We start from the raw sequence: 24,490 nt of genomic DNA, 5'->3' as shown, positions 1-24,490 counted from the left end.
TGAAATTCAAAATGCTTTTAAAAATAAATTTTATTAAAATTGACTTATTTTTCTTATATATTATATATTTTACTAATATTAAGAGATTAGTTTCTGAATTATAGCTTATTTCAATGTATTATAAAAAAGAGCCATATCAGGAAGACGGCCATTTTTGAGATAATGATCTAAAACAGCATGAATTTCAGACTATTCATAAAATTCTCAATTATTAGTTATCCACATTAATGCACAGTAATACACATTTTTTCCACATTGTTAACAAATTGCATAATTCTTATATTTGAAAGTTATATTACCTTTGTCATTACAAATATTTATCATACGATTTTAAGGCATAATGGCAGAATTTCAGAATACGCTCAAGGCAATATCAGGCAGGCTTACTCCATCAAAATCCGACTCGGAATTGATATACGGGAGAGTCCAGCCACAGGCTATTCCCTTGGAAGAGGCGGTTCTGGGCGCGATCATGATAGACAAAGATGGTTTTCCGTCTATCATTGAGATACTGCGTAAAGAAAGCTTCTACCTTGACAAAAATCAATTGATTTTTGGTGTAATGTCAGATTTATTTGGTAAGTCTCAGCCTATTGACTTATTAACAGTGCATGAAGCGCTAAAACAATCCGGTCAGTTGGACACCGTAGGCGGCATCAACTACCTGATGGAACTTACTAATAAGGTAGGTTCTGCAGCCAATATCGAATTTCATGCCAGGATTATTGCCCAGAAATTTATACAGCGTGAGCTCATAAGGGTTAGTACTCAGGTGATTCATGACTCTTTTGAAGATACAAAGGATGTACTGGAATTGCTCGATGAAGCCGAAAGAGGCCTATATGAAATTACAGATCAGAACCTCAATACCGGATACGAGTCTCTGGCTACCCTGGCACTGAAAGCTCAAAAAGAAATAGAGGCAGTAAGTCAAAAAGGATCTGAAACAACGGGTGTTACAACCGGATTTCTCGAACTTGATAAAATGACCAATGGATGGCAGTCATCTGACCTTATCATTATGGCTGCCCGACCTGGTATGGGTAAAACGGCATTTACACTATCATTAACAAAAAATGCTGCTGAGTCAGGAAAAGGGGTTGCTTTTTTCTCTCTTGAAATGGCCAATGTACAATTGGTGCAGCGTCTCATATCTATGGAAGCGGAAATCAATTCTTCAAAATTGCGAAACGGGCAACTGGAAGAATATGAGTGGCGAAAACTTCATGCTGCTGTAGATAAACTTTCCACATTACCAATTTTTATTGACGATACTCCTGGTCTTAATATTTTTGAATTACGGGCCAAATGCCGAAGGTTGAAGCAGAATCATGACATCAGCATGATAGTGATTGACTACCTTCAATTGATGGCAGGCGCTCCAAATGATAAGCGCGGCAACCGAGAACAGGAGATTTCATCTATATCCAGAGCCTTAAAAGGTCTTGCTAAAGAATTGCATGTGCCTGTAATTGCACTTTCACAGTTATCAAGAGCTGTAGAAAGCAGAGGTGGAGAGAAGAGACCTCAGCTTTCCGACCTTAGAGAGTCAGGTGCAATAGAACAAGACGCTGATATTGTATCATTTATCTATAGACCAGGATACTATGGCGTAGGTGAAGGTGACCTTGATACACCATCCGATCTTTCAGAAATCATTATCGCAAAACATCGAAATGGTGGATTGGGAACTGTAAATTTGAGATTCGTGCCTCACTTTGTGAAATTTGAAGACCCGGGATCAGCAGGATTTTCAAATGATCTGAATGACGTCTTTAATGTAAATCCATTTGGCAGTGGAGGCATCATCACCAGACCTTCCAAAATGAATATGGAAAGTGAAGGTGTCCCTCCTGCGGGAAGTGGAAATGAAGAACTCGATATTCCATTTTGATAGAATTCCTTTGATATAGTGGAACAAAAGGCAGAAATAATAAGGCTGAATAAGTATATCGCTTCATCCGGTATTTGTACCAGGAAGGAAGCTGTAGGAATTATTAAAAAAGGACTCGTAACTGTCAATGAATCAATTTGTTATGAGCCATTTTATGAAGTAAAAAATAATGATGTCATATCGTATCAAGGTAAACTCATCACTCCAAAGAAACATTATACTTATCTGCTCCTAAATAAACCAAAAAATGTAGGAGAAATCCTTGGTGAAACTCAAAGAGTTACAATAAGTAGCTTGATAAAAAACAAAACTACTGCATCTTTAAAACAGCTATTTCCGATATCAGCTGAGGCTTCTGGCTTGACAATTCTAACCGATGATGAAGATCTGATCAGAAAATGTGCGTCCTATGATATAAAATACGATTCCGTTTTTGAAATACATACTACAGCACCTGTAGATAGTGAAGAAATCACCCGGGTATTGACCATTGATCAGGAAAAGGCATATTTTATCAAAGGTTTATCACATATCCCTGACATGGAAAAGAATATTCTTGGAGTAAAAATGTCAGGTGGAAGCGAAGAGCGTTTGAGAGCATTTTTTTCCGAAAAGGCACTTAATATAGTCAAGTGTGACAGGACTTTCATAAAAGGGATGACTAAAAAAGATCTAAAACGCGGATGGTCAAGGATATTGACAGAAAAAGAAATTATATTTTTAAAATACTTTTGAGCAATAGTTCATGTCGCTGATGTCAATAGTCCAATTATTGGAAAGTTATTAAATTTGAAGGGAATGTTTCACTAATATACATCTAGGGTGTAATTTTGCAAAAGTTCTTGATTTGATCGTTTTGCAAAGGCATAAAAGGATGGAAAAATGATAGAAATTTTAAGAATAAAAAAACACTAATGATTATACAAGTTGGTAAACGGTTGAGATAGGGAAATCCTATGACAATCTGATCATTAATGCATTAATAAACCGAATTATGTAATATAGACAATATAGACAAGTGATATGGAAAACAAAAATAATTCTTTTAAAAAAATTACAGATGACAGGAAATTTATTTTACACTGTTATCAAGAGATGTTAAAACGAATCAACGAATATGAAGTGCTGCAATTGATAGAAAATGATGCCGAGTTTTTATTGGATTTGGAAAGTTCAACCTTAACAAGTGAAAAAATCATTCAGTCATTGAGTATATATTTTCAATTGATGACAATGGTTGAAGAGAATGCAGCAACTCAGTACAGAAGGAAAATGGAAAATGAAAAAGACATTTCTTCCATTAGGGGTTCATGGGCAGAAACCTTTCAAATTTGGAAAGACCTTGGTATAGCTGAAGACGAAATGATTCAAACCATATCATCAGTCGACATCATGCCGGTACTAACAGCGCATCCTACCGAATCAAAAAGAGTGACAGTCATAGAAATTCACAGAGATTTGTATCTGTTGCTGGTGCAAAGAGAAAATACTTCACTCAGCAAGATGGAACAAATGGCCAATACTGAAAAAATAATTTCCTTAATAGAGAGGTGGTGGAGAACAGGTGAAATTCATCTTGAGAAACCCAATATTACCGATGAAAGAACAAATATCCTGCATTATCTGAGTAAAGTTTTTCCATCTGTTGTTGAGAAAAGTGACATACAGTTAAAGAGTTCATGGAAAGGAATAGGATTTAATACATTAAAAGTTAGTAATCCTGATTTTTTTCCTAACATTCATTTTGGCAGTTGGGTAGGAGGCGACCGTGACGGTCATCCTTTTGTCACTCCTGCTATCACACAGGAAACGCTTATCTTGCATCGTCAGGAGGCATTAAAAATCATTCATCAGAAATTAATCAACCTTGCAGCAAAACTAACTATTTCGGGCATAAGTAATCCTGTGCCATTAGCATTACAGGAAGCAATCACAAATCATGTTTCTGTTTTAGGAGAAATGGGAGCAAAAGTCTTGAAAAGGAATCTCTATGAGCCCTGGAGACAATACGTGGGCTTATTGGCAGCAAAATTGGAGAATACTATATCCGAAAATGTTACTGATTCAAATACACGCTATAAGTCAAGTTATGCCTTGCAGGAGGACCTTAAATTCCTGAGATATATACTCATTGAGCATGGTTTAAGTGGAATAGCTCAGGATTTACTTTTTCCGGTAGAGAGAACGGTGAAGTGTTTCGGATTTCATTTAGCAAAATTGGATATGAGACAAAATAGTAGTTTTCATGACAAAGCCATCTCGCAGATCCTGAAAACCAACGGATATGCTGACTACGACTTTGAAAATTGGAATGAAGATAAGCGTCTGCAATTTTTGAACACCACCTTGGCCAATAATGAATTTATTACTGATATAACCATAACATATGGAGATGAAGCTGACAATGTCTTGGATTGTTATAGAGTTGTCAGGCATCATATCAATCAGTATGGGTCCGATGGTATAGGGTCTTTTATAGTAAGTATGACAAGAAATCTCAGTGACCTTCTCGTTGTTTACCTTTACATGAAAGAGACTCAACTCCTCAATACAGATATCAAAGTAGTACCATTGTTGGAAACTATTCACGATTTGCAAAGCGGACCTGACATTTTAGATCAATTTCTGAGTCATTCCATTACGATTCAAAGAGCAAAAAGATTGTCACACAGACAGGAAGTGATGTTGGGATATAGTGACAGCAATAAAGATGGCGGAACCATAGCCAGCAAATGGAATCTGCATACGGCGGAGATTATGCTTTCTGAAATCGGTAGAAAACATAAAACTGATGTTTTCTTTTTTCATGGTACAGGCGGTACGATCAGCAGAGGTGGTGGAAAATATCACCGTTTTTTGGAAAGTATGCCAGTAAATACTTTGAACAGTCATATAAAAATCACTGTTCAGGGTGAAACTGTGGCACAACAATTTGGAAATCCTCTTACAGCAACATACAATTTGAACACAATAGCATCCGGAGTAGCCCGTCAGACTATGTTCAATAAAATAGGAGCAGTTAAGAGTCATTTCCCAAATGAAACTATGGGATTTCTGGCCGAAAAGTCATTTGAACATTACAGAAGTTTGATAGAGATTCCGGAGTTTATCCATTTTTACAGCAATGTGACCTGTATAGATGTATTGGAAAGAAGTAAAATAGGTTCAAGGCCTGCAAGAAGAACCGGAAAAAGATCTTTAAATGATTTAAGGGCAATTCCCTGGGTATTCAGCTGGAATCTATCGAGGCTTACTATCACCGGTTGGTTTGGATTAGGCGAAGCCCTTAAAAAGTTGAAACAGGAAAAACCAAACGAGTTCATTGCTTTGAAACAAGCCATCCATGACTGGCCTTTTTTCAGATTTCTGATGATTCAGACAGAAACCAACCTTATCCTTTCCAATTTGGAAATGATGAATTTGTATGCAGAATTGGAAAGTAATAAAGAGCAAAGGGATATGTTTATGAAAATAATCCTTTCTGATTACAATAATGGTATGACATTAATTGAAGAATTATTTGATGATTCGGCTCAAAACAGACGAGAAGGCCAATACGATAATCTCAAATGGCGTGATCAGAAATTAAAAATCTTACACCAACTTCATATCAAATATCTTAAGGAATGGAGAATCATAAAAGATCAAAATTCTTTAGATTCCGAAAAAACCTTAGGCAGACTATTGGCTTTAATAAACTCTATTTCAAGTGGCTTGAAAAATACTGGATAAAAAAAATTGGGCTGTATTTTTATAAATACTTGATAATCAAACGATAATTATCGTTAAAGAAATATGTATTTGAGTGTATACTACAACTTTGTCAAATTACACGGACTTTCTAATTGATTGGAAACTGTTGGGTTAACCCAAAAGTTGTGACACTAATTATAGTGAACATAAAATATTCTGCAAAAAATTTAAATCATAATGTATTGTAATTTAAATAAATAATTATGATCATAAATTTTAGCATTCAATTTTCTGTTTAATATAACCAATTTATTTCTCTCCAACTATGACTATTAATTATTTTGTCTTCCGATAACCTAATAATGTGTTTTAAGACATCATCCAAATAAAAAATGTCATATGTAACTATTCCCTTTGGGGAATACCAATAAAATACCATAACTTTGCATTGGGATTGTGACAACTTGCACAACTTTTGCGGCACTTTCAATGAATTTTAAGAATAACCCACCCAAACGCATGCAATCATTTTTTTAACCTTAAAAACTCTGTATGAATTGGATTAAATTAACATTCGGATTGATATTGTTTCTGGTACATTCCGCTCATCAGGCTCAGAATATATTGCATCAACCGGCTTTTAATACTGAATTGTTAGCAAATGTCCCATTTGGTGAGAACAGTTCAGATATATGGGGTATGAAAAAAAACGGAATAAATTATGCTGTCATTGGCAATAGAACAAAGGTGAGTGTATTTTCACTTGAAGACCCCAAAAAGCCAAAACTCAGATATGAGGCACCCGGAGATGCTTCCATCTGGCGAGACATTAAATCGTTCAATAATCATCTTTATGTGACAGCAGACGAAGGTACTGGTGGTGTTGTCATCATAGATATGACGCACGCTCCTGAAAATATTTCTCACACTCACTTCAAACCACTGCTATCAGTAGGCACTGATTTGAACAAAGAATTGCTGCGATGTCATAATTTGTACATAGATGAAAATGGATTTATGTATCTGGCAGGATGTAATATAAGTAAAAGGGGAGTGTTGATCTTTGATTTGAAAGCAAATCCTAAAAATCCTGTATACTCAGGCGCGGCAGATCTTCAATATTCACACGATGCATTTACCAGAGGCGATACTTTATTTTCGTCAGAAATTAATATAGGCAAGTTGAGTATATATGATGTAAAAGACAAATCCAAACCAGTTTTACTTGCCAATCAGGCTACATCAAGAACGTTTACACACAATGCCTGGCCATCAGACAATGGCCGATACGTATTTACTACAGATGAAAAACAAGGAGGTTATGTAGATGCTTATGATATTTCTGACTTAAATGGTATCAGACTTCTGGACAAATTCAGACCTGTAGAACGTGAAAATGACGGAGTAATCCCGCATAATACACATTACCACAAAGGTTACCTCATCACAAGTTGGTATACTGATGGCCTGCGAATCGTAGATGCACACCGTCCTGACAATCTGGTAGAAGTAGCCTATTATGATACATGGGAAGATCAGGGTGTATGCCATAATAACTTTTTTGGTTGTTGGGGTGCGTTTCCTTTTACAGATTCAGATATCATCTATGGAAGCGATATCAACAATGGATTGTTTATAGTTAAAGTAAAATACCAAAGAGCATGTTATCTTGAAGGCAAAATAACTGATGTCAATGGTCTTGGGATTAGTAATGCTGTCGTTCAGATAGTTTCAAATCAAGCCAATAAAAAACTTTCCGGTCCTTCCGGTGAGTTTAAAACCGGACAAGTTCTGAATGGGAATTTTAAAATAAAAATCTCCCACCCGGAATATTTAGTGAAAGAAACCACTGCGGAATTAAAAAACGGTGAAGTAACAATACTGAATGTTGTCCTTGAAAAAAAATTGCCTATTACTTTGACAATCAATATAAAAGATAATCAAGGAGCGAATCTTTCTTCAAATGTACTTTTTGAAGGCGACCCAACAAGCACTTTGATTCAGACTAATAGCACTCAGGATTTTAAAGCAACCGTTTCGTCAGGTGTGTATGACTTTTATATTACAAAATGGGGTTTGAAGAATATTTTTTTGCCACAAGTAAATATATCAAATAATACTGCTACATCATTCAACCAACTAACTGAAGCTGGATTTGAAGACAATTTTCAAACAAATCTTGGATGGACTGTTGTAAATTCAGCTGGAGTTCAAGGCGGCTGGGTAAGGACTGTGCCGAGAGGAACATTGTCCGGAGACGGTTTCTGGGCCAACCCTAACCAGGATAGTGATGACCAGGGCAATATAGCTTGGGTGACCGGAAACGGGATACCAGGGGCCAATTGCAATGATGTAGACAATGGATCTACGGAGTTACGTTCACCCAATTTTGATCTGACTTCTTACAAACAACCGACCCTTAACTTTGATGTCTGGTTTTACGCTGGAAACGGGACTATTTCTCCCGATGACACTTTGATCATTAAGATATCAAATGGGCTGACTGAAGCGCTGGTTGAAAAAATATTTAAGCCAACATTAGGCTGGAAAAAAGTGAGAAATGTGGATATTAAAAAATTAATCCAACCAACATCAAATATGCAACTGAAGATCATAGCTTCAGATCAGAGCGGTGTCAATGGACACATAGTAGAGGTAGGATTTGATCAATTTTTCATTTCGGAATTAGCCACTTCTTCTGTAAGTACACCTGAACTTCTGACGGCGCAATTGAGTGTAAGCCCCAACCCGACTCAAGATGTTTTTACTATAAAAAAATCATCTCCTTCGCTTCAGGCTCCATTTGCAATCTTTGATGTTTTAGGTAGGATGATTTTGTCTGGCGTATTAAAGGATGAGGAAACTTTGGTGCATACCGTTGACTGGCAACCGGGAGTATTTTATTTGAAAGCAGAAAATCACAAAACTTTAAAAATAATTCGCCAATAGATGTTGAAATGATCTGATGAGACCATTTGCGGTAGCTAATGTATACTTATTACAAATTGAAATTCATTGTCGTTTAGTTAAGACCTCTTTATGAAGTCTTTCTCTTTTAAGTGAAAGATTTAGATAGGGTAAAAACTAAGAAAAATTCCTTATCTAAACGACATTGAAGTTAAATATATTTCAATAAAGTGAATATTTTGTATTTAAAAAAAAAACGCCGTAAATCAATGAAGTACAGCGTTTTTTTTTGTTTTGAAATCAAAGAACTATTGAAATATCAATGATTATCTTCTTCTTCTTCCTTATGTTCAGCTATGAGTTTTTGCTGGATGTCAGGTGGTACAGGTACATAGTCTGCAAATTTTCTGGAAAACTTGGCTTTGCCTTGAGATAATGATCTCAATGTAGATGAATACTGATACATTTCTGCGAGAGGAACTCTGGCATTGATTTTCTGGTAATGACCATCAGAGTCCATACCCATGATGATCGACCTTCTGCCCTGTAGGTCACCCATGATATCTCCCATTGCTACATCAGAGCAAGTGATACTTACATCTTCGATTGGCTCAAGGATTTGTGGACCAGCGTTTTTGAAGGCTGCTCTGAATGCTCCTATTGAAGCGAGCATAAAAGCCATATCATTGGAGTCAACTGGATGCATTTTGCCGTCAAATATACATACCCGGATATCCTGGCAGTTGGAACCTGTCAATGGTCCTTCCACCATTTTCTGCATGATGCCTTTTTTGATGGCACTGGAGTATTTGGAGTCTATAGTTCCACCTACCACACACCAGTAGAAAGCCAGTTTGCCGCCCCAATCAAGTTCTTCAATTTCTGTATGTCTTACACTTAGTCCATCAGGATTGGGCATGCCTTCATAGTATGGTTCTATACGCATATGTACCTCTCCAAATTGCCCTGCACCACCACTTTGCTTTTTATGCCGGTAGACTTCATTGGCACTCTTGGTGATGGTCTCCCGATAAGGGATTTTTGGTCTGTCAAAATCCATATGCACACCAAAATTCTTCTCTATCCGGTATCTGATGATATCCAGATGCAATTGACCTTGCCCATGTATGATGGTTTGTTTTAAGGTGGCAGATTGTTCAACTACAAGTGTTGGATCTTCTTCTTCAATCTGGTGGAGTGCTTTTATAAGTTTTTCCATATCAGATTTTGAAGGAGGAACAACTGCTGTCCTGATACGTGGCTCGGGAAAATGAATAGGATCAATTGAAACGTTCAATCCTTTTGCATTTAAGGTATTATTGGTATGGGAATTTTTAAGTTTTAAGGTAACACCAATATCACCTGCCTGCAAATAATCAATGGTATTTCTGACTTTGCCCTCAGACTCATATACCTGACTGATTCTTTCATGAGTTGCGTTTTTCATGTTGATCAATTCATCACCGGATCTCACAGTACCTCCATAAACTTTAAAATAACTCACCAAACCCACCTGTGGTTCTGAGATAGTTTTGTAAATGAATATTGATGACGGAGCTTTAGAATCATATTTTGCAGTTTTGCCATCAGCCAAAAGATAAGGCGGAACATCAGCAGGTGATGGAGCTACATCATTGATGAAACCCATGATTCTGCCGCTTCCTTTATCCTGTAGTGCAGAACAACAGAATACAGGGAAAATCTGTTGGTGTGCTAAAGCGATTCTAAGTCCTTTGGTCATTTCTTCTTCTGAAAGAGTTCCTTGTTCAAAAAACTTTTCCATGAGGCCTTCATCGTTTTCTGCAGCTGCTTCAACCAAAGCATTATGCATTTCCATAGCCTTGGCCATTTCACTTTCCGGAATAGGTTTTTTTTCTGGTTTACCACCATTAGGGCCAAATACATACATGACCATTCTTACTGTATCTATGATGGTATTAAAGCCTGACCCTTGGTTTAGCGGGTATTGAACAGGCATGACTTTAGGTCCAAATCGTTCTTTAGCTTGTTCCAGAGTGGTTTCAAAGTCAGACTTGTCATGATCTACTTGCGTGATGACAAAAATGGTTGGCGTTTTGAAATCATTGACATAATCCCAGAGAATTTCAGTGCCAACTTCCACACCGTGTGCAGAATTTAAAAGCATCAAAGCTGTATCTGCTACCTTCATAGAACATACCACTTCGCCAATAAAATCGTCAAAACCTGGTGTGTCTAATATATTGATTTTACAATCTCTCCATTTCACATGCATCAAGGATGAAAACAATGAGTTTCCTCTTTCCTGCTCTATAGGTGTATAATCAGACATGGTATTTCCTCCTGATATATTACCCATACGACTAATGGCTCCTGACTCAAAAAGCATGGCTTCTGTCAGGGTGGTTTTCCCGCATCCGGAATGGCCCAGCAGGACGACATTCCGGATATTTTTTGTATCTACACTCATTTAATTAATATTTTATGTTATAAAAATTCTACATAAATCAGGCTAAAAGGTACATACTTATATATTCTTGTCAAAATATTATTCTAAATAATTTAAAACAAACTATATTTAAAACCATACATTAAAATATGAACAATATTTAAAAAGCAAGTGCTCTTAGGATTGTTCACTTTTTAACTGGTAAGAATAATTGATAAAATTTTAACCCTTTAAAATTGAGTGTGAAAGTATAAAGCCAAACATGATGTTTTGATTCTTTATGTCATATTTCACGATGATATAAATCATCACATACTAAATTATGATGAATTGTCCGGCAACCAATTAATTTGTATGAATTGAATTGAGAGTTGAAAGGAGAATATATTAAGTCATATCTTATAAACTAATGATTATACCTAATGTTGGCAATACAGTGCCTGTAGCATCATATATGGTCTTTAGCTTATACCTTTGTTGCTCCAATGGTGCAGCTGGATTTACAATTACTGGACCGCCAATAGGTTTTAGATCTTCATCAAGTGGTCGATCTAAGACAAGTACATCTCGACCGACTGCACTAGCAGTTACATTTTGAATATCCAAAAATAGATTTAGCTCCCATTTTTTAAAAAACCATTTTTTGTCAATACGTATATCCAAGCCTGAAGATGCTGTATTTCTTAATGTATTGATTCTGCTGTAATCAGGAATTCCTGAAAAATTGCGGTTCCAATTGAGTACCAAATTTGAATTGAAAGCAAATGGGGTATTAGGTAGTCCTGATTGAAACCTGTAGCGGATTCCGGTTTCCCAGTTTTTCTTAAATCTTTTGCCTGCTGTCAGGTTTATGATGTGTCTGCTGTCCCAGGAACTTGGCGCATAGTTTTCGCTTACATTGGTAAATTCAGATTTTCCAAAGGTATAAGCCAGAATGCCGTAAAATCCTTTGTAGAGTCTTTGTTGCAATAACACTTCAAGGCCATAAGTCCTGCCTTTTGAGTCAGGTGTAACAGGTTCATTACCCAGTACACCAAAATCTCCACCCAGATTTGCCAAAGATATTTGTTCTCTTAGCAAAAAGGGATAGTTTTGGTACTGTTTATAGTATCCTTCTATGGTGACTCTTCCGGTAGAAGAAAAATTAAATTCGAATCCCGAAACTAAATGATTGGCAGATATATATGTTATATTATTGTTCTTATTGACAAGAGTTTCGTTTTCTCGATACCCAAGGACAGTGTACGGGGGTAGTTGAAAATAGCGACCTGCATTGAAATTGTAAGATAGTCTGTCAGAAATTTTATATGATAACGATGCTCTTGGCGAAAACTGCTCCAAAGGGTTATTCATATCTTGTGAATATGAATTACCATCTACTCTGAAACCTACAGATAATGTTAATTTGTCATTCAACAATTTACGATTTAAGTTACCAAAAAAACCATATTTATGCATGTTTATATCACTTGTATAATCAATTTCTGCAGGACCTGCATTTGTAAATATCCTATTGAATGTCTTATTGTTGTATTTTACCCATTCATAACTTACTCCAAGCATATAATCCCAATTGCCTGCTTTCTGGGTTGTTTCGATTCTCATTTTGTTTTCGATCTCCTGAGATAAATAATTGAGGGTCAGGTTGGCGCTCGTAGATTCATCATTGTTCAGATATTTTACCGCTTCATTATTCAACATATTTCTACTCAAAACAAATGTTGTAAATCCTTTATCGCTATATCTTTTATAGACTAATCCATTGGTGTAGTTCCATTGTGTATTTACCGGGAGACGGTCCAAAATAAATTGCTTGGCTTCAGTATCATCAGCATCTCTATTAAGTACAAAATCATCAACTGCCCCTAATCCTATAAAAGTGATTTCATTTTTATTGTCAATTTTGTATTTGTATTTAGCATTAAAGTCTGTGTATGTAGGCAAAAAGGTAATCCAATGGCTTTAAACAAAAACTGAAGATATGACCTTCTGGCAGAAACTAAAAACGTACTTTTATCCCCAACCGGACCATCTAATGTGACTCCAATATCTGTAGCACCTGCGGTAGCGGTAAACCCGAGTCGGTCATCCCTACCGTCTTTATATTTAAAATTGAATACAGAACTCATCGTATTTCCTCTATTGACAGGAAAAGCTCCACTAAAAAAATCCACCTCCCGGACAAAATCAACATTGATGATACCCGCAGGACCACCAGAAGAACCTTGTGTAGCAAAATGATTAATGACAGGTACTTCCACATCATCAATAAAAAAACGATTTTCATTAGGAGCACCACCTCTGATTATGAGATCATTTCTGAAAGATGCTGTTGAAGTGACTCCGGGCAGAGACTGAATTACCCTGGAAATGTCTCGGTTTCCGCCTGGGTTTCTTTTGATTTCTGACACTCCTATGGTCCTTAAGGATACCGGACTTTCAGCAGTTTTATTAAAAGCGCTTGCCTTGACAACAACTTCATCCAATTGTTTGGAACTTTCAGTAAGTTCAAAATTTAAGATGGTCGGTCTGATGCCTTGAACCTCAATTTCAAGAGCTTTTATATCTTCATACCCGATATAACTCACTTCTAAACCATACATTCCAGGTTTGAGCTCCTTCAATTCAAAATTTCCATCAATATCGGTAGCAGTACCGGATGAAGTTCCAACGATTAAAATGTTGGCGCCAATAACGGGCTCATTGGTAAGTTTATCTTTTACAGTACCCTTGATAATCCCATTTTGGGCAGAAGCTCCAAGCGTAAAAAACAAGATCAAAGCTGATATTATTCTTCTATTCAACATAAATTTCTTTTTAAAAAACTTTGCCTAAGTACAATGAAATTTCAAAAAGGTTCACATATCAGTTTAAAATTTTCACCCAAATCATGAATTTTAAGAGTATTTTTAAAATTTTTCTTAGGTGTAAATCAAGAGATTATGGTAATTATATTGAACAGAAAATATTCTGCGAAGAATATAAATCAAAATGTGTTGTAAACTATGTATTTATGATTGTAATTTTTCAAAATCAATTTTCTGTTTGGTAAAAATTTAGGGGGAAAACAAATTCATTCAGGAATCAAAATTTCCCATTTTCAGAAACTTTTTGTAAGTTTGCACTAACAAAAGTATTATTTAGTGAGCCCAATATTTAAAAATATCCTTGTCGTAATTCTGGCTATAGCGGCCGGAATGATAGCAATGATGGTCGGCCATCAAATTTCCAATGTAATATTGCCACCACCTGAAGGTATGGATGTTAGTAATATGGAATCCTTTGTTGCCAATGCCCACAAATTGACAACCGGACATTGGTTTTTAGCGTTGATTAGTCATGCTTTCGGACCTTTAGTATCAGGATTTATAGTGGCTAAATTTTCTGCCACACATCATCGTCCATTATTATGGATTGTAGCTATTGCCTGGATTATTGCCGGTGTCTTAAATCTGATGGCGATACCTCATCCGCTGTGGTTTAAAATTGCTGACATTCTGATGTACGTCCTGATGACATTTGTAGGTGCTAAACTATCGGGGTGGAAATATTCAGTTTAATATATTTTAATACTTAATATGATGAAAAAAATTGTCGTACTTACCGGAGCTGGCATCAGTGCTGAAAGCGGCATAAAAACCTTTAGGGATGCAGATGGTCTTTGGGAAGGTCATGATGTGATGTCAGTAGCATCCCCTGAAGGTTGGGATAGAGATATGGCTTTGGTACTTGATTTTTATAATCAAAGACGCAAACAACTCAAAGATGTGATGCCAAATGCAGGCCATAAAGCCTTGGTAGAACTCGAAGATAAGTATGACGTCGTAGTTATCACCCAAAATGTAGACAATTTGCATGAGCGTGCAGGGAGTAGGAGGATCATTCATCTACATGGCGAATTGAATAAAGTCAGGAGCATAGGAGTTCCATCTCTGGTCTATGAATGGTCTGACGATCTGCATATCGGAGATTTGTGCGAAAAAGGTTATCAACTCCGGCCACATATTGTTTGGTTTGGAGAAATGGTGCCTATGCTTGAGTCAGCCATAGAGGAATGTGAGAACGGAGATATCTTCATAATCATTGGCACTTCCATGCAAGTTTATCCTGCAGCAAGCCTGATTTCTTATGCCCCACGTGGCAGTGAGATTTATTACATCGACCCAAAACCACATATTTCTTATGAATTGAGCAGATTGCCGGGATTGCAGATTATAAAAGAACCAGGAAGTATTGGGGTACCTTCGGTGGTGAATGAACTTTTAAGTAAAGAGTAAAATGGATTTTAACTGATGGAAATACAAAATAAGATACCTGTATACATTATTACTGGGTTTTTGGGCTCAGGAAAAACTACTTTTCTAAACAACCTGATCAAAAATGTTTCAGATAAAAGGGTAGTAGTCATAGAAAATGAAATCGGCAAGGTCAATATTGACGGTGCCATGATCATTGATTCAGTAGATGATGTCATAGAGTTGACTGCAGGATGCCTATGCTGCAATCTAAATGAAAAACTCTACAATGTTCTAAGTGGTCTCGTGGAGAGAAAAGCTGAATTTGATATTCTGGTGATAGAGACTACAGGTATAGCAGACCCGGCTGGAGTGGTGGAGACTTTCTGGATTGATGGTTTTATGGAGAGAAACTTCACTGTGATGTCCACCATTTGTCTTGCCGACGCTCAAAATATGCTTACCAGTATTGAAATCACTGAAGAAGCCAGAAGACAAATTGCTTTTTCGGATATAGTCCTTCTAAACAAGACGGATACTGTTGATGTGGAAGAACTTTCTTCATTGACATCTTTGATCAATGATATCAATCCTGGAGTGATCACTTATCATGGAGAATTTGGCAGGTTTCCAAGTGATACAATTTTGCAATATTCGGCAAATAGTAAAATAGCAATTCAAAACAAAATTCAAGTTCTGCATAAACAATACACACATAAACACAAGGGAATCAATACTTTTACTCTGACATATGATCAGCCATTTGATTTTAACAGGTTGAGACACACCTTGATGTTACTGATCCAGGTGAATAAAAGTCAGATATACAGAATTAAGGGATTTGTTGATATACCTGATATGGAAAACAGGATTTTGATTCAATCAGTATATCAAAGCTTTAGAGTTGAAGAGGGATCAGAGTGGGGTGAGAATGAAACCAGAGAAAGTAAAATAGTGTTCATTGGCAATGACGTAGCCAAAGAAAGTATTGAAAGGATGTTTAAGCAGTGTCTTTTGAAACCTGCGATACAAACTATCTAATTCTGCTTTGTCAAATTATACGAACTTTACGATTTATTGGAAACTATTGGGTTAACCCAACAGTTGTGACAGTGTGTATAACAAACTGTACAGATTCGGTTAATTACATTTGGATGAAACGTGCTCTAAGTTACCTGTGACTGGCACATATTTTTTCCAGGTTTTCACTTCCCGGATTTAAATCTTTCTCAATAAGCTGGTTGAGTGGCGTATTTGTTGTATTCAATAAATCATTTAGTTCTACACTCTTATTATCCACATAAAGCAATCCTGTCAAAATCTCTTGTTTGGTTCTTGCTTTATGTAAAGCTGTGATGATGGATAGTTTGTCTTCAGGATCCCATTCGGGTGATATCTTGTGCAATCTGATCATAGAACCATCATGCATTTCAACCATTTTTACTTTTGTATGGTCGTACGTAGTGGTTATTTCTTCCTTTACAGGTACAAAATCAAGTGTTGAAAGTGCTTCATTGTGCTCCCTGACAAAATCATAAGATTTAGTCGATCCCTGATTATTATTGAAAGTCACACATGGAGAAATCACATTGATAAACGAAAATCCTGAATGTGCCAGAGCAGCCTTTATCAGCGGGGTAAGCTGGGTTTTGTCTCCACTGAAACTTTGTGCCACAAAAGTAGCTCCCAACTCAATAGCCATAGCACATAGATCGATACCTTCAAATGTATTCATTTGGCCGGTCTTTGATATCGATCCATAATCTGCAGTTGCTGAATCCTGGCCTTTGGTCAATCCATAACAACCATTGTTCATCACAATGTATGTCATATTGAGATTGCGTCTGACAACATGTACAAATTGCCCCATTCCAATAGATGCAGAGTCTCCATCTCCGGAGACACCCAGATACACCATAGATCGGTTGGCGAGATTAGCGCCGGTAGTCACAGAAGGCATCCTGCCATGAACAGAATTAAATCCATGGGAGTTGCTGAGGAAATATGCCGGCGTTTTGGAAGAACAACCAATTCCTGACATCTTGGCCACTTTATGGGGTTCTATATTAAGCTCAAAGCAAGCGTCTACGATAGATGCACTTATTGAGTCATGTCCACACCCTGCACATAATGTGGATAATGATCCTTCATAATCTTTTTTTGTGTACCCCAAAGGATTTTTGACCAATCGTGGGTGCGCAAATTTAGGTTTTATATAAGTCATAGAATGATATTAATTTGATGGTTGAAAAACAGCAGCATTAATATGTTGCATAATCAAATCTGCGGTGATGGGTGTTCCATCATAATTCAGGATTTTTTGAAGCTTTTTCGGATTGATCTCAAGCTCATTGATTAGAAGAGCTCTCATCTGAGCATCCCGATTTTGCTCTATGACAAAGACTTTTTCATGATTTTCGATAAAGTCCGCTACTTCCTGTTGAAATGGAAAACTCTTAAGACGCATAGCATCCAATACCACTCCATGGTCCTTGAGTATATCCAGAGCTTCCAATGCAGCATGTGTACTCGTTCCAAAGAAGATAACTCCAAAGTCCGATTGCTGTTTTTGCTGATAGAACTGTGGTTTTGGAATGATAGATTTTGCAGTTTCCATTTTTCTAACCAATCTATCCATGATACGCACATATGTCGGAGAGTCTTCAGAATAGGCTGCTTTTTCGTCATGTGAACTACCTCTTGTAAAATAAGATCCTTTGGTAGGGTGGGTTGCGGGAAGTGTTCGGTATGGTATTCCGTCTCCATCCACATCTTTGTATCTACCCCAATCCTGCAAACTGTCGAGATCATCTGCATTGAGTACCTTGCCCCGATTATATTTTCTGTTATCATCCCACTTGAATGGTGCGGTCATATGATCATTCATTCCGAGATCAAGGTCTGTCATCATGATCACAGGAGTCTGCAATTGCTCTGCATAATCAAAAGCGTCAGCCATCATTTCAAAACATTCTGTTGGCGTTGATGGTATCAATAATACATGTTTTGTATCTCCATGTGAAGCATAAGCAGCTGAGATAAAATCAGATTGCTGTGTACGTGTGGGCATACCTGTTGAAGGTCCAGCTCTTTGTACATCGACTAATACTACCGGAATTTCTGAATAATAAGCGAGTCCTAAAAACTCCGACATCAGAGACAATCCCGGGCCGCTTGTTGCAGTAAACGCCCTTGCCCCATTCCAGTTGGCACCGATGGCCATACCGATAGCACTGAGTTCATCTTCAGCCTGAACTATCGAAAAATTGTTTTTTCCGGTTACAGAATCTATTCTTAGCTTTTTGGCATATGACTCAAATGAACTTACTAATGATGTGGATGGAGTAATAGGATACCAGGATACCACTGATGCTCCTCCATATACAGCACCAAGTCCGGCTGCAGAGTTTCCATCTATCATGATGGCATCACCCACCAGGTCTCTACGTTCCACACGGAAATCCAGAGGATATTTGAAATTTTCTTCTATATATTTGATGCCCAGGTTAAGTGCCTGCATATTGGGAGCTATCAGTTTTTCCTTACCTTTGAATTGGTCACCAAACAACGATTCAATCTCTTTAATATCGATATCCAGTAGTTTTGCTAAGGCTCCAACGTATACTATATTTTTAAATAACTGTTTTTGTCTCGGGTCGGAAAACTCATTATTGCAAAGTTCCATTAAAGGCACACCAATATAATGAATGTCTTCCCTTATGAATTCATCATGAAGTTTTCTGGTTGAATCATAAAGAAAGTAACCTCCTTGTTTTACGCTACCTATGTCACGCTTAAAACTTTGGGGATTTACACTCACCATAAGATCTATTCCTTCCTTTCTGCCTAGGTACCCTTTTTCAGTGACACGGACCTCATACCACGTCGGCAGTCCCTGGATATTGGAAGGAAATATATTTTTTGCGGATACAGGTATGCCCATTCTGAATATGGACTTGGCGAATAAAAAAGTTGGCACTTGCTGATCCGGTACCATTAACATTGGCAAATCTGACTACAAAATCATTAATTCTACTCATGCATAACAAAAATGACCTGCCTTGGCAGTATTATATAAAAATTGTTTCATATCCCAGGCTGCGGTAGGGCATCTTTCAGCACACAAACCGCAGTGTAAACACATATCTTCGTCTTTTACCATGACTCTGCCGGTCTTCAATATATCAGAAACCATTATATCCTGAGTCTTATTTATGGCAGGTACCAACAACTTCATACGAAGTATCTCTTCGTCATCTTCATTAGTTGTAAAATTGATACAACTTGTCGGACAAATATCCATACAAGCATCACATTCGATACATTTACTTTCCGTAAAAACTGTTTGAACATCACAATTGAGACATCTTTGAGCTTCCTGGAAGGCAGTTTTAAGGTCAAAACCAAGCTCGACTTCTTTTTTGCGGTCTCTTAGCGTCTCCCTTTTATCTGCCTGTGGGACTATATATCTCAAATCTGGGGTAACATCGTTATCATAACTCCATTCATGAATACCCATTTTGGTACTAAACAGTTTGACATCAGGTGCCGGTCTGTCTTTAATATCTTGACCATTACAGTAGAGATCTATCGAAATGGCTGCCTGATGGCCTTGTGCTACCGCAGTGATTACATTTTTAGGCCCTAAAGCTGCATCACCGCCAAAAAATACTCCGGGTCTTGTTGATGCAAATGTATTCTCATCTAAAACCGGCATATCCCATTTGTCAAATTCAATACCCAGGTCTCTTTCAATCCATTCAAAGCGATTTTCCTGCCCGATAGCAATGATTACATCATCTGCCTGAAAGAAGACATCGGGTTCTCCGGTAGGAATAAGTGACCTTTTCCCATTATCCCAGTGCGCATATACTTTTTCAAAAGTCATGCCTTTGAGTCTTCCATTTTCGACCACAAATTCTTTAGGTACATGGTTATCGAGAATGGGAATATCTTCATGCATAGCATCTTCTTTTTCCCATGGCGATGCTTTCATCTCACCAAAAGGGCTTCTTACAATTACTTTGACTTCTTCTCCACCAAGTCTTCGCGACGTTCTGCAGCAGTCCATAGCGGTATTTCCTCCTCCAAGAACGATGACATTTTTTCCTATTTTGCTGGTGTGTTCAAATGCAACACTTGCCAGCCATTCAATGCCTATATGTATATTTGCCTTTCCTTCTTCCCGTCCGGGTACTATGAGGTCTTTGCCTTTTGGAGCACCTGTGCCTACAAAAATGGCATCGTATCCTTTGTTGATAATATCTTTTAAACTCGTGACATACTGATTGAAGTGAGTAGAAATACCCATATCCAGTATGTAATTGACCTCCTGATCAAGCACTTCTTCGGGCAATCTGAATGCCGGTATCTGACTGCGCATCATGCCGCCACCTTTTTTCTGATCATCATAAAGATCTATCTCATATCCTAAAGGTGCCAAATCTCTTGCAACTGACAGAGAAGCAGGTCCGCCACCTAACAATGCTATCTTTTTGCCGTTTTTAATTGTAGGAATATCAGGAAGCAGATGCGTGATATCATCTTTAAAGTCAGCTGCCACTCTTTTGAGCCTGCAAATAGCTACCGGTTCTGCTTCTACACGACCTCTTCTGCAAGCAGGTTCACAAGGCCGGTCACATGTCCTTCCAAGTACGCCAGGGAAAACATTCGATTCCCAATTTACCATATAGGCTTCGGTATATTTTCCGGCAGCTATTAATCGTATATATTCTGGAACTGGGGTATGTGCCGGACAAGCATACTGACAGTCGACAACTTTATGAAAGTATTCCTGGTCATGGGTGTTGGTGGGTTTCATAATTACTTTTTCGCATTCCTTTTCAAATGAAGTAAAAACAGGTCATTTGATTTCATGAAGTATTTATTTAAAACTTTTAGATTAAATATGCAGCAAATATATGCTTTAAAAATATTTATACCATACTCAATTTATATGATTTTTATCAACTAAGTATTTATACTTCTTTATAACAGAATGAAATTTTGTTTTAAAGATATATGCATTTAAAAATTAAAATTTTATACCAAGATGTTCGACTTTACTATTATAACATTTTGCACCAAACAAAAATATATTTTTAAGCATTATACCATTTCACTTAATCCACATAGATTTATCATCAACTTTTTTTATATTGTCCTTTGAAGTTCTTTTCTCCGGCCGTCACAGGCAAATCTATATGGTTTTCTTTGGGTGGAATAGGACAATTGAATCCGTCGCTATATGCACACCACGGATTGTAAGCTTTGTTGAAATCAATCATGATCTTTCCTTCATGAATATCCGTTGCCAACAGATTGATGTATCTGCCTCCACCATATGTTTCTTCTCCGTTGGTATGATCTTTAAATGGTAAAAACAGATTGTTTTTATACAGTGGATTGATGGGTTGGTGTATATTTTTGTATAAATGTAGTACCATAATTTTATCATTCAAAAGACATCTTGCTATGGAATGGAGTATATACGTTCTTGTCACACCGCTGTATGTAGGCATTTCGAAAGGTGTTGGATTTTTTGCTGTTTCGCAGGTACATTGCAGTTTCCAGTTATGGTTTGCCGAGAAAAACTCCAGATATTTCAGATCATCTTTTCCTAATGGTGAACGTGGATTGTCCAGAAAACCATTTTTATACTGTTTGATGTATTCTGAAAATTCATGTTCATAAGATACCATTTGTTTTGTACCTGTACATCGTATCAGAAAAATCCAAACGAGGAGTAAAAAAAAACTTCTCATCGTTTTATTGTTTGTTGTTAACAAAAACGACTTTATCGCCTGATGCTGTGATTCTGTTGATATGATGGATACCGCGGTCTGCCATATCTGCAATTTCTCTCCACATGTCGCTTAATCCTGGTTGTAACATTTTAATTTTTGAACCATCTGATGTCAAAATATTACCGTTGGGCAACAATTCGAAATCTTCACGTCCGGCTGGCATCTGACAGATAGTAGCGATTTTTTTGGATGGAGCATGATAGGACTTCAGTTGCCAGGTATCGGGGGTGATCTTATGTACAAAAAACAGTTGACTCTTGCCGTCATATTTAAGGCACCTGCCAATGTTTTCGCTAACCAATGTGTTTTTTCCTGTGGCAATGTCAGCTATCACCAATTTGTGGGGGCTGCCCACAAGAAAAAGGGCTACTTCATTTTTACTTAACCAGCTATAATAGCCTATATTTTTAAGTGAAGGTAAGATTCTGAAACCGGGACCACTTCTATCCTCAGGATAGCTCCATAAACGCTGATCTTTGCCATCAGGTTCTATCCTCACACATGTAACACGACCTTTTTGGGGTGTTTGATTTGCAGAAAACTCACTTATACCATCTGTATCTGAAAACTTAAAAAATTCTTTCGAATTTATATTTACCCGATAAAGGTCAGTGTATTTGTTTGTGTCTTTACCCACAGTGACAAAGAGCTCATCTTTGGACACAAAATTGGGTTGGTTGTTGTAGCCGTTTTTGTTAAAATCATTTAAAAAAGTGACACTCATAAGCTGAGGTTGGCTACTCATATCTGAAAAAACCGCAAGATATATGTCCGTTTTTGGCAATTGCGCTACAGAAGTAGATAGCAAGGTCAGCGACCAAAAAAGAACTAATTGAAAGTGTTTCATCACTCCTTACTCTTTGCTGGCTGATCTGAATATTCTATCCCAGTTGATACCATTGCGTATATTTCCTTCTTTGGTCGAAAACCAAATAAAAAGAGGTTTGCCTACAATGTGATCATGAGGCACATATCCCCAGGCTCGTGAATCTTCGGAGTTGTGCCTGTTGTCACCCATAGCCCAGTAATAATCCTGTTTAAAAGTGTATGAACTTGCTTTCTGACCATTGATGTAGATATCACTGCCTTTTACTTCCAGTTTATTATTTTCATATACTTCTATGATTCGGCTGTAAAATGGCAAATTAGAAACAGTCAATTGGGTGGTTGCTCCTGCTTTTGGTATCCAGATCGGGCCATAATTGTCGACAGACCAGTTTTTGCCTATGATGGTATCAAATGGAAATAGTTTTTCCGGTTCTGATCTCTGAGGGATAGGTGTGATCTGTACTCCGGGATCCATCGATTTGATTTTAGCCACTTGGTCGCTGTCCAAAAATAAAACACCATAGCCCATGGTAAACAAATCCCTTCCACCCATAGCATTATCACCAAAATCAATACCCCACTGATCCAGTTTTTTAGTATTGATGCTAACATTTGGAGGCATTTTTATTTCATACAGGAACTGAAGATGTTTAGGGTTGTTGGCAGGTTTACCATTGAGATAAATCTGTCTGTCTATGATACGGAGACTGTCTCCGGGGCCAGCCACACACCTTTTGATATAGTGGTCTTTTTTGTCTATTGGCCTCACTTTAAAATCATTGTTGTTGACTTTATTTTGTAGTTCCGGATCACTCATGGTATATTCGGGTTGCCTTTTTATCTGGCTTACAAAATAAGATCTCTGCCTCGTGATATAGACGCTATCACCGACTGGCCAGTTAAAAACAATGTGTTTCCCAGCCTCAATTTTTTCAAAAGCCGGAAGTCTTCTGTAAGGAAGGCTCGGTTTTTTTAGATAAGATTCAGTATTGATAATCGGAATCTGATTGTGCAGAAGTGGAATCATAGCCACTGTCATAGGTGGTCTGATACCATAATGAGCTTTGGAAACAAATAGAAAGTCACCAACATTGAGCGATCCTTCCATAGATGGGGTTGGAATCACATAGGCCTCGATGAGGAACATTCTTATAAAAGCAGCAGCAAATACTGCAAAAACGATGGATTCTGTCCATTCCCTTAATCCTGATTTTTTATATGGGTTTTTTTCAACGAGGTGTTTCAATTTATATTCGTCACCCTGCGCTTTTGCATCCAATATGTTTTTTGCATATTCAGCCTCCAGCTCGAGTGTTTTTCCAATATATTTATCATCTTGATTTCTTGCTATATTAAAAAACGCCAATGGAGCATAAATAACTGCCAATGCTGAATCTTTGAAATCCAGTTTTCCAAACGACCGTACCAGATCCACTGCCATACCGGCAAAGATGAAAATATTGACTATAGGAAATAATAGCCATAGAGCATAGCCAGGTTTGTGGCCGATTATTTTGCACCATTCTATAAAATTGACTCCCGGAATCAAACCTTTGATTGAATCCACACCGGCTTTAGGAAACAAGAGATAAAGACTTATACTCAATAAAACATAAGAAATAATCAGGAAAATCAAAACACTCACTTTACATTAAAATTTAGTTGGCTGCAAAGATAATCATTTAATCTAAAATCATAT

At 37.3% G+C, this 24,490-nt stretch carries 13 protein-coding genes and 2 pseudogenes; 7 read left to right on the top strand and 8 right to left on the bottom strand.

The features are described 5' to 3' along the window. Nucleotides 1–340 precede the first annotated feature (340 nt). The 4 genes from dnaB (at nucleotide 341) to IPK35_12385 (ending at nucleotide 8,536) form a co-directional block, all read left to right on the top strand. Nucleotides 341–1,894, top strand: coding sequence for a replicative DNA helicase (gene dnaB / locus IPK35_12400; protein MBK8054037.1), 1,554 nt, complete (start codon nucleotides 341–343; stop codon nucleotides 1,892–1,894). Between the two features lie 18 nt (nucleotides 1,895–1,912). Next, entirely contained in the window at nucleotides 1,913–2,629 is a 717-nt protein-coding gene (locus IPK35_12395; GenBank protein ID MBK8054036.1) for a hypothetical protein, read from the top strand. A gap of 288 nt (nucleotides 2,630–2,917) precedes the next feature. Next, the gene (locus IPK35_12390; GenBank protein ID MBK8054035.1) at nucleotides 2,918–5,626 is read left to right on the top strand and encodes a phosphoenolpyruvate carboxylase; all 2,709 of its coding nucleotides are present in this window, start codon (nucleotides 2,918–2,920) and stop codon (nucleotides 5,624–5,626) included. Nucleotides 5,627–6,139: 513 nt separating this feature from the next. Then, nucleotides 6,140–8,536 carry a choice-of-anchor B family protein gene (locus IPK35_12385; protein MBK8054034.1) on the top strand — a complete coding sequence of 799 codons (2,397 nt, stop codon included), beginning with the start codon at nucleotides 6,140–6,142 and terminating at the stop codon, nucleotides 8,534–8,536. A 277-nt stretch (nucleotides 8,537–8,813) separates the two neighbouring features. Here IPK35_12385 and IPK35_12380 read toward each other — a convergent pair whose 3' ends face one another. Then, entirely contained in the window at nucleotides 8,814–10,943 is a 2,130-nt protein-coding gene (locus tag IPK35_12380) for an elongation factor G (GenBank protein MBK8054033.1), read from the bottom strand. A 378-nt stretch (nucleotides 10,944–11,321) separates the two neighbouring features. Continuing rightward, a pseudogene (locus IPK35_12375) lies at nucleotides 11,322–13,729 on the bottom strand (TonB-dependent receptor). A 336-nt stretch (nucleotides 13,730–14,065) separates the two neighbouring features. Here IPK35_12375 and IPK35_12370 point away from each other — a divergent pair. The 3 genes from IPK35_12370 to IPK35_12360 are packed head-to-tail and all read left to right on the top strand — an operon-like array spanning nucleotide 14,066 to nucleotide 16,198. Beyond that, entirely contained in the window at nucleotides 14,066–14,482 is a 417-nt protein-coding gene (locus tag IPK35_12370; GenBank protein ID MBK8054032.1) for a hypothetical protein, read from the top strand. Between the two features lie 21 nt (nucleotides 14,483–14,503). Then, on the top strand, nucleotides 14,504–15,199 hold the full coding sequence (locus tag IPK35_12365) for an NAD-dependent deacylase (protein MBK8054031.1): 696 nt from the start codon (nucleotides 14,504–14,506) through the stop codon (nucleotides 15,197–15,199). 15 nt (nucleotides 15,200–15,214) lie between these two features. Beyond that, nucleotides 15,215–16,198, top strand: a complete 984-nt coding sequence (locus IPK35_12360; GenBank protein ID MBK8054030.1) for a GTP-binding protein — start codon at nucleotides 15,215–15,217, stop codon at nucleotides 16,196–16,198. 130 nt (nucleotides 16,199–16,328) lie between these two features. Here IPK35_12360 and IPK35_12355 read toward each other — a convergent pair whose 3' ends face one another. The 6 genes and pseudogenes from IPK35_12355 to lepB form a co-directional block, all read right to left on the bottom strand. Beyond that, on the bottom strand, nucleotides 16,329–17,381 hold the full coding sequence (locus IPK35_12355; protein ID MBK8054029.1) for a 2-oxoacid:ferredoxin oxidoreductase subunit beta: 1,053 nt from the start codon (nucleotides 17,379–17,381) through the stop codon (nucleotides 16,329–16,331). 9 nt (nucleotides 17,382–17,390) lie between these two features. After that, nucleotides 17,391–19,197 (bottom strand): annotated as a pseudogene (locus tag IPK35_12350) (2-oxoacid:acceptor oxidoreductase subunit alpha). After that, nucleotides 19,194–20,978: an FAD-dependent oxidoreductase gene (locus tag IPK35_12345; protein ID MBK8054028.1), complete on the bottom strand. Its 1,785-nt coding sequence runs from the start codon at nucleotides 20,976–20,978 to the stop codon at nucleotides 19,194–19,196. The pseudogene IPK35_12350 and the gene IPK35_12345 overlap by 4 nt, the downstream one beginning before the upstream one ends. Nucleotides 20,979–21,300: 322 nt before the next feature. Then, nucleotides 21,301–21,921: a DUF1684 domain-containing protein gene (locus IPK35_12340; protein MBK8054027.1), complete on the bottom strand. Its 621-nt coding sequence runs from the start codon at nucleotides 21,919–21,921 to the stop codon at nucleotides 21,301–21,303. Nucleotides 21,922–21,925: 4 nt separating this feature from the next. Then, nucleotides 21,926–22,810 carry a hypothetical protein gene (locus IPK35_12335; protein MBK8054026.1) on the bottom strand — a complete coding sequence of 295 codons (885 nt, stop codon included), beginning with the start codon at nucleotides 22,808–22,810 and terminating at the stop codon, nucleotides 21,926–21,928. 6 nt (nucleotides 22,811–22,816) lie between these two features. Further along, the gene (gene lepB / locus IPK35_12330) at nucleotides 22,817–24,436 is read right to left on the bottom strand and encodes a signal peptidase I (protein ID MBK8054025.1); all 1,620 of its coding nucleotides are present in this window, start codon (nucleotides 24,434–24,436) and stop codon (nucleotides 22,817–22,819) included. Nucleotides 24,437–24,490: the final 54 nt, after the last annotated feature.

The organism is Saprospiraceae bacterium (assembly GCA_016713025.1).
In the GTDB taxonomy this organism is placed as follows: Bacteria; Bacteroidota; Bacteroidia; order Chitinophagales; family Saprospiraceae; genus OLB9.
Note: the sequence above shows the minus strand (reverse complement) of the source record. Positions and strands in the feature narration are given on the sequence as shown.

Excerpts from the sequence above, each read along its gene's own strand:
- IPK35_12345 (MBK8054028.1), bottom strand. The coding sequence starts at position 20,978 with ATGAAACCCACCAACACCCATGACCAGGAATACTTTCATAAAGTTGTC.
- IPK35_12365 (MBK8054031.1), top strand. The coding sequence starts at position 14,504 with ATGAAAAAAATTGTCGTACTTACCGGAGCTGGCATCAGTGCTGAAAGC.
- IPK35_12390 (MBK8054035.1), top strand. The coding sequence starts at position 2,918 with ATGGAAAACAAAAATAATTCTTTTAAAAAAATTACAGATGACAGGAAA.
- IPK35_12335 (MBK8054026.1), bottom strand. The coding sequence starts at position 22,810 with ATGAAACACTTTCAATTAGTTCTTTTTTGGTCGCTGACCTTGCTATCT.
- IPK35_12380 (MBK8054033.1), bottom strand. The coding sequence starts at position 10,943 with ATGAGTGTAGATACAAAAAATATCCGGAATGTCGTCCTGCTGGGCCAT.
- dnaB (MBK8054037.1), top strand. The coding sequence starts at position 341 with ATGGCAGAATTTCAGAATACGCTCAAGGCAATATCAGGCAGGCTTACT.
- IPK35_12385 (MBK8054034.1), top strand. The coding sequence starts at position 6,140 with ATGAATTGGATTAAATTAACATTCGGATTGATATTGTTTCTGGTACAT.
- IPK35_12355 (MBK8054029.1), bottom strand. The coding sequence starts at position 17,381 with ATGACTTATATAAAACCTAAATTTGCGCACCCACGATTGGTCAAAAAT.
- IPK35_12360 (MBK8054030.1), top strand. The coding sequence starts at position 15,215 with ATGGAAATACAAAATAAGATACCTGTATACATTATTACTGGGTTTTTG.
- IPK35_12340 (MBK8054027.1), bottom strand. The coding sequence starts at position 21,921 with ATGAGAAGTTTTTTTTTACTCCTCGTTTGGATTTTTCTGATACGATGT.